General features: G+C 32.2%; 6 protein-coding genes and 1 pseudogene. 1 reads left to right on the top strand and 6 read right to left on the bottom strand.

What is annotated here, in order from left to right:
• From L3X37_RS11835 to gcvP, 5 genes and pseudogenes are all read right to left on the bottom strand, one after another.
• Positions 1-292 (bottom strand): annotated as a pseudogene (locus L3X37_RS11835) (helix-turn-helix domain-containing protein); the annotation flags it as partial.
• Positions 293-491: 199 nt separating this feature from the next.
• Entirely contained in the window at positions 492-1,340 is an 849-nt protein-coding gene (locus tag L3X37_RS11830) for a glycosyltransferase family 2 protein (RefSeq protein ID WP_237240386.1), read from the bottom strand.
• 39 nt (positions 1,341-1,379) lie between these two features.
• Positions 1,380-1,916, bottom strand: coding sequence for a methyltransferase (locus tag L3X37_RS11825; RefSeq protein ID WP_237240385.1), 537 nt, complete (start codon positions 1,914-1,916; stop codon positions 1,380-1,382).
• Between the two features lie 2 nt (positions 1,917-1,918).
• Positions 1,919-2,977, bottom strand: a complete 1,059-nt coding sequence (locus L3X37_RS11820) for a 3-oxoacyl-ACP synthase III family protein (protein ID WP_237240384.1) — start codon at positions 2,975-2,977, stop codon at positions 1,919-1,921.
• Between the two features lie 104 nt (positions 2,978-3,081).
• A complete protein-coding gene (gcvP, locus tag L3X37_RS11815) occupies positions 3,082-5,931 on the bottom strand; it encodes an aminomethyl-transferring glycine dehydrogenase (protein ID WP_237240383.1) in 2,850 nt (949 codons plus the stop codon).
• A 120-nt stretch (positions 5,932-6,051) separates the two neighbouring features.
• On the opposite strand from gcvP, the gene L3X37_RS11810 reads away from it, so the two are divergent.
• Positions 6,052-6,885, top strand: coding sequence for a UbiA prenyltransferase family protein (locus L3X37_RS11810; RefSeq protein WP_237240382.1), 834 nt, complete (start codon positions 6,052-6,054; stop codon positions 6,883-6,885).
• Here L3X37_RS11810 and L3X37_RS11805 read toward each other — a convergent pair.
• Positions 6,882-7,145, bottom strand: coding sequence for a hypothetical protein (locus L3X37_RS11805; RefSeq protein ID WP_237240381.1), 264 nt, complete (start codon positions 7,143-7,145; stop codon positions 6,882-6,884). The two genes, L3X37_RS11810 and L3X37_RS11805, sit on opposite strands and share 4 nt — an antisense overlap.

The following is a 7,145-nucleotide window of genomic DNA, read 5'->3' as shown; positions in this document are numbered from 1 at the left end:
TTTCTAACCCTTGGTGAATTTCTTTAGTAATAATTCTGGACTTTATATCTTTAGGTTTATCAGATAATAATAATTCTATGCCACCTTGTTGATACTTAATCGCCCAGCGTTCTTGTGCTCTTGTTGATACACCCAAATAATAAGCAAGTTCGTGTCTGGTTTTAAAACGTTTTTGTTTTAATTCTATTAACCAAATTAGGCGTTTCTCTATTCTAAAAACAGTTTGTTGTTTGCGAAGTGTTTCAAGCGTAGAAACAGATTCTTGTATTGTAAATTCTTTCGGTTTTGCCATAGTGAAAGATACTAAAATATAACGACTTTCACTATTTAAATTGGTATAATACTAAGCAGGATAAGACCATACGTTTTTCGTTTTCATGTTTCTAAAATATTTGTTTAACAACAAACACTCTTAAATTTTGTGTCCAGTCTAATATAGAAAGTCTAAATTTAGTTAATTTTTCAGATAAACTCAAGTTTCAGAGATGTACTTATTTAAACTTATTAAGCATACCCTTCCAACGTAAACTTCTAATAAACACACCTTCTTTTTCAGAAACCAGATAATCTATTTTCTTTTTTTTAGCTTTAAAATAACCAGCTAAATAATCTTTAAACAAACCAAAGCTATTCTTTTTGTAAGCCAACTTTAATGCCGAAATAAACGTAATTATAAAACCATATCGCATTTTATACATGGCTTCACCTTGCAAATATTTTGATGCTTTATTATAATCAGTTCCTGTAGGTTTGAGGTGTTTTACTTTTAGGCTTTCATCAGTAAAAATCGTCCAACCATAAAATTGCGCGAGTAATTCATCTACAGTATCCCAGCCCATTGATGGTTTTAGCTCCCCTATTTGATTAAAACATGTTTTTCTGTAAGCTTTTAGTGCACCTCGAATGTGGTCTTTATTGGTTAAGTTTTCTAACACCCAATCTCCACTTTTTTCTATATAACAAAACCCAGCAGCCATACCTAGTTTTTCGTTGTTATTAAAATGGAAAGTGAGTTGTTCTAAATAATTTGTTGGAAAAATTAAATCTGCATCAAATTTACAGATTACATCATAGTCATCATCTAATGTTTCAAAACCTTTATAAAAGGCATTTATAATTTTAGAACCTGGCAAATGTAGATTTGAAGATTTTGAGTTTATTAATGAAATCCAAGGATGCTTTTCTGCAATAGCTTCAACAATGTCCTGTGTGTTATCAGTTGAATTATCATTCATTACAACCACCTTTTTTGGTAAATGGGTTTGATTTACCAACGAATCTAGAGTAAGCCCTATTGAGGATGCTTCGTTATGGGCTGGAATGATTATGTAGAAGTTCAAAGTTTAAAGTTTAGTAATCAAAGTTAAACTTTTTGGAATTTATGTTTTGAATTTTTTTATTCTTTCAGCATAAACAATATAGTACCTTGGTGTAAACCAACGTAAAATAGGGCGAATCCCAATTTTTTTGGTGGGATTTGTCCATTTTTCTTTATCTAAAATATTCCATCCAGCTTTTTCTAATAACCAATCAAATTGCCAATCTTCAAATTCGTGATAATGTCTGTCTAACATATCTGTTTTACTTCTATAAGCGGATGAAAACCACAATTTAAGAGGAACGCTTGCTACTAATTTATCTGCCTTTATAGATTTTAATACCGTAAAAGGCGATAGTAAATGCTCAAATATCTCGAAAGCTGTGACAACCTCCACTTCAGAATTTATAATGGTTGAAGTATCTATATCTAAATCTTCTCCTTTAGTATTTTCAACTTTATAACCATGATCTTGCATGATTTTGGTAAACGGATTTACAACACCTAAATCTAAAATAGTTTCAGAAGGTAAAACATGTTTATTTAAAAATTCAATAGTATGCTTAAAGCGTTTGTTAGGAAAGCTTTTCTCGTACATTTTTAATGTTTGTAAATAATAGCATTTATATTCATACCAGCACCAACGCTAGCAAATATTATAACATCTCCCTTATTTATTTGTTGATTTTCCATTTCATCATTTAAAATCATATCGTATAAGGTAGGAACAGTTGCAACACTAGAATTGCCCAACTTTCCAATAGTCATGGGCATAATACCTTCTGGCATTTCCATATTATAAAGTTTATAAAAACGTTTAACAATGGCTTCATCCATTTTTTCGTTAGCTTGATGGATAAGAATTTTTTTTAAGTCCATAATATCCACACCACTTTTATCTAAGCACGATTTCATGGCTTTTGGAACATTAGTTATAGCAAATTCATAAATTTTTCTACCATACATTTTTATGTATCGGCGTTTATCATTTATATCTGGGTTATTAGTTTCTCCAAAAAATATAAAATGAGCTTCGTCTAAAGCAAAAGTTGCTGTTTCGTGTGCTAAAATACCGCCTTCTTTATCTGTGTTTTTTACTATAACGGCACCTGCACCATCGCTATAAATCATTGAGTCTCTATCGTGTGGATCGATTACACGTGATAAAGTTTCGGCTCCTATAACTAAACATGTTTTAGCAATTCCAGATTTTATAAATGCATTGGCTTGAATAACACCTTCTATCCAGCCTGGGCATCCAAAAAGCACATCGTATGCCACACATCTTGGGTTTTCAATTTTTAAAAGATGCTTAACTCTTGAAGCCATACTTGGTACTGTATCACTTTGTTCTGTATTATGCTTTACATCACCATAATTATGGGCAACGATTATATAATCTATATCTTCTTGATTAATATTGGCGTTTTCTATAGCTTTTTCGGCAGCAAAAAAAGCAATATCTGAAGTGTTTAGGGTTTTTTTAGCATACCTGCGTTCACCAATTCCAGTAATGGCTTTAAATTTTTCTACAATAACTTTGTTTGAAGCATTTATGGTTGAACCATCACTATTTAAAAATTGATGCTGGTAAAAATCTTCATTTTTTTCAATAACATTAGGAATATAACTTCCTGTACCTGTAATTTTTATAGCCATATAATAAAAAATTGCCTTTAATTAAAAAATTAAAACCCAAGATAATAGTTTGTAATTAAAGGCAAACTTAGTTAAATTTTTATTTACGATGTTCAAAAGCTTAATTACGCTTCAGCATAAGCCTCAATTGGCGTGCAAGAACAAACTAAATTTCTATCACCGTAAGCGTCATCAACTCGTCTTACACTAGGCCAAAATTTATTATCTTTTACATACTCCAAAGGAAAAGCAGCCTCTTGTCTTGTATACGGAAAATGCCATTCATCATTTGTAATCATATCTAAAGTATGCGGTGCGTTTTTAAGTATATTATTGGCATCATCTTTTGAAGATTGATCGATTTCTTTTTTAATAGAAATCATAGCATCACAAAAGCGATCCATTTCTGCTTTACTTTCACTTTCAGTAGGTTCAATCATCAACGTTCCAGCAACTGGAAATGATACTGTTGGCGCATGAAAACCGTAATCCATTAATCGTTTTGCAATGTCTGTAACTTCTATCCCATGGTTTTTAAAAGCTCTACAATCAACAATCATTTCGTGTGCAGCACGACCACGCTCTCCAGAATATAAAGTATCAAAACTACCTTGTAGTCGATACTTAACATAATTCGCATTTAAAATGGCTATTTTAGTAGACTGTGTTAAACCTTTCGCTCCTAGCATTTTTACATAACCATAAGATATTAAGCATGCTAAAGAAGAGCCAAAAGGAGCACCAGAAATTGCAGTAATAGCATTGTCTCCACCTGTTTTCACAATAGGATTTCCTGGTAAAAAAGGCACAAGTTGTTTAGCTACACAAATTGGGCCAACGCCTGGGCCTCCTCCACCATGAGGAATTGCAAAGGTTTTATGTAAATTTAAATGACAAACATCGGCTCCAATATTTCCTGGATTTGTCAATCCAACTTGAGCATTCATATTCGCACCATCCATATAAACTTGCCCGCCATTATCATGTATAATTTGCGTAACTTCTTTAATAGCTGATTCGTAAACACCATGGGTAGATGGATACGTTACCATTAAGGCAGATAAATTAGCTGCATGTAATTCGGCTTTTTCGCGTAAATCATCTACATCTATATTACCCTCTTCGGTGGATTTTGTAACCACTACTTTCATACCAGCCATAACAGCACTTGCTGGATTTGTACCATGTGCGGAAGACGGAATCAAGCAAATATTTCTATGATGGTCTCCACGCGATTCGTGGTATGCTTTAATAACCATGAGTCCTGAAAACTCACCTTGTGCACCAGAATTTGGTTGTAATGAGGTTGCAGCAAAACCAGTAATTTCGGTTAATTGATTTTCTAATTCTTTTAAAACAGTTAAATATCCCTTTGCTTGTTTTAAGGGTGCGAATGGATGAATATTACCCCATTTAAACCAGCTTAAAGGCAACATTTCTGATGCAGCATTTAGTTTCATAGTACACGAACCTAAAGATATCATTGAATGATTTAATGATAAATCTTTTCGCTCCAACAATTTTATGTAACGCATCAACTCTGTTTCAGAATGATACGTATTAAAAACAGTATCAGTTAAAAATTTTGAATTTCGTTTAACGGATTGCTCAATGTTATTACCTGTTTCGATAGCAGAAACTTCAAAAGTCTCTTTATTGGCAGCTTCAGCAAAAATGGAAATGATATAATTTATATCTCTAACAGTTGCAGTTTCATTTAAAGAAATTGTAACGGTTTCTTTATTTGGATAAAAGAAATTCACCTTTTTTTCTTTCGCAATTTTCTTTATTTTTTTAGCCTTAGTTTTTATTTGAAGGGTATCAAAATACGACGTGTTAGATTGTGTGTAGCCTAATTTTTGTAAAGCTTTTGCTAAAGTTGAAGCAGAATGATGTACTTTATTTGCAATAAATTCTAATCCTTTTGGACCATGGTAAACTGCATACATTCCAGCCATAACAGCCAACAGTACCTGAGCTGTACAAATATTTGATGTAGCCTTAGCACGTTTTATATGCTGCTCGCGAGTTTGCAATGCCATACGTAAGGCTCTGTTACCGTTAGCATCTTTTGTTACTCCTATAATTCGACCAGGAATATCACGTTTATAAGCTTCTTTTGTTGCAAAAAATGCGGCATGCGGCCCCCCATAACCCATAGGTATACCAAAGCGTTGTGTTGTACCAACTACGACATCGGCACCAAATTTACCTGGCGCTTCTAGTTTTACTAAACTTAAAATATCGGCAGCAACTGCTACCTTTATATTGGCGTTATTCGCTTTAGAAATAAATGTTTCAATGTCGCTTACTTGTCCATCTTTTCCGGGGTATTGTAAAATAGCACCGAAAAATTCATCTGAAAAATCGAAAGATTCTTCATTACCAACAACAAGTTCAATACCTATTGGTGTAGATCGTGTTTGTAATAATGATAGTGTTTGAGGTAATATATTTTCAGAAACAAAAAACTTATTTATGTCTGCTTTTTTTTGGTCACGATCACGAACTGCAAATAACAAACTCATCGCTTCGGCTGCTGCAGTACTTTCATCTAATAAAGAGGCATTTGCAATTTCCATTCCCGTTAAATCAATAACCATAGTTTGAAAATTTAAAAGCGCTTCTAATCTTCCTTGAGCAATTTCTGCTTGATATGGTGTGTAAGCTGTATACCACCCCGGGTTTTCAAGAATATTTCGCTGAATAACAGCTGGCATTATCGTTGGATGATACCCTAACCCAATATATGTTTTACGTGCTTTATTTAATTTAGATAAATCGTGAATATGAAGCAAATACTCATGTTCAGTCATTGGTTCATCTAAATTCAATCCGTTTTTTAAACGAATATCATCAGGAACTGTTTCGTAAATTAATTGGTCTAAAGAGTCAACTCCAATTGTTTTTAACATCATGTTTTGGTCCTCTTCTCGCGGACCAATATGGCGAAGTGCAAAAGCATTTGTATTCATTTAAAATAGCTATTTTATATAATTCGCAAAAATACGCAATAAAATTCTCGAATAAATACATAAAATGGAAAGTTTTTAACCATTTGGAAACATTATCAACAGTTTGTTTATTTTTGTGAGATGACCCTTTTGAAACAACTTTTTAACTTTTACATAAATAGTAGTATTCATGTAGCTTTATCTGTATTTTCATTAACATGGATTACGCTTATTGAGTACAACTTGATGTATGATGAAAACGTGCTTTATTTTGTGTTTTATGCCACCATTACCGGTTATAATTTTGTTAAGTATTTTGGAGTTGCAAAATTTCATCACAGAAGTTTAGCCAGTTGGTTAAAAGCTATTCAAATATTTTCGTTTTTTTGCTTTGCTTTAATGTGCTATTACGCCTTTCAGTTAGAGAAAAACACGCTAATTTACATTGCTGTTTTTGGAATGATTACATTTTTATATGCTATTCCTTTTTTACCCAAACGTTTATTTTTAGATAAACAGCATAATTTACGGAGTATTGGAGGGTTAAAAATTTATTTAATAGCACTGGTTTGGTGCGGAGTAACCGTTTTTTTGCCATTAATAAATCAGCAATACAACATGAATACAGATGTTTTATTAACCGCAGCACAACGCTATGTTTTTGTAATAGTTTTAATGTTTCCTTTTGAAATTAGAGATTTAAGATACGATAGTTTAAAGCTCTCAACAATTCCTCAAAAAATAGGTATAAAAGCAACTAAAATAATAGGTATTTCACTATTAGTTTTTTTCTTTTTTATTGAATTTTTCAAAGATGAACTTGTTTTTTCAAACGCGCTTGTACTCGCAATTACAACACTAATTACTACATTGTTTTTAATATTTTCGAAGGTAGAACAAAGAAGTTATTATAGTTCTTTTTGGGTTGAAGGCATACCCTTTTTATGGGTAGTGATGTTGCTTTTGTGTGCTTAAATAGAATGTTCTCTTATGGCTTTTTGGAGATTTTTTTTCATATGTTTTTTACATTTTTTATCTAAACACTCTACTTTAGACTCTTTTATTTTTTTTGTGAGTTTAGTGTTATTTTTTGTATATTTTCTACAAGCTCTACAATATATTAAATGAATATTTAGCTTTATCTTTTCCCAAAGTGTAGCCTCTTTGTATTGTGTTTTATTACACACATGATTTGCTTCATCACAAGGCATCACAATCTTCATCTTATTACTCAT

The sequence above is a fragment of the Wocania arenilitoris genome (assembly GCF_021728535.1).
GTDB lineage: Bacteria > Bacteroidota > Bacteroidia > Flavobacteriales > Flavobacteriaceae > Wocania_A > Wocania_A arenilitoris.
This window is presented reverse-complemented; position numbering and strand designations above follow the sequence as displayed.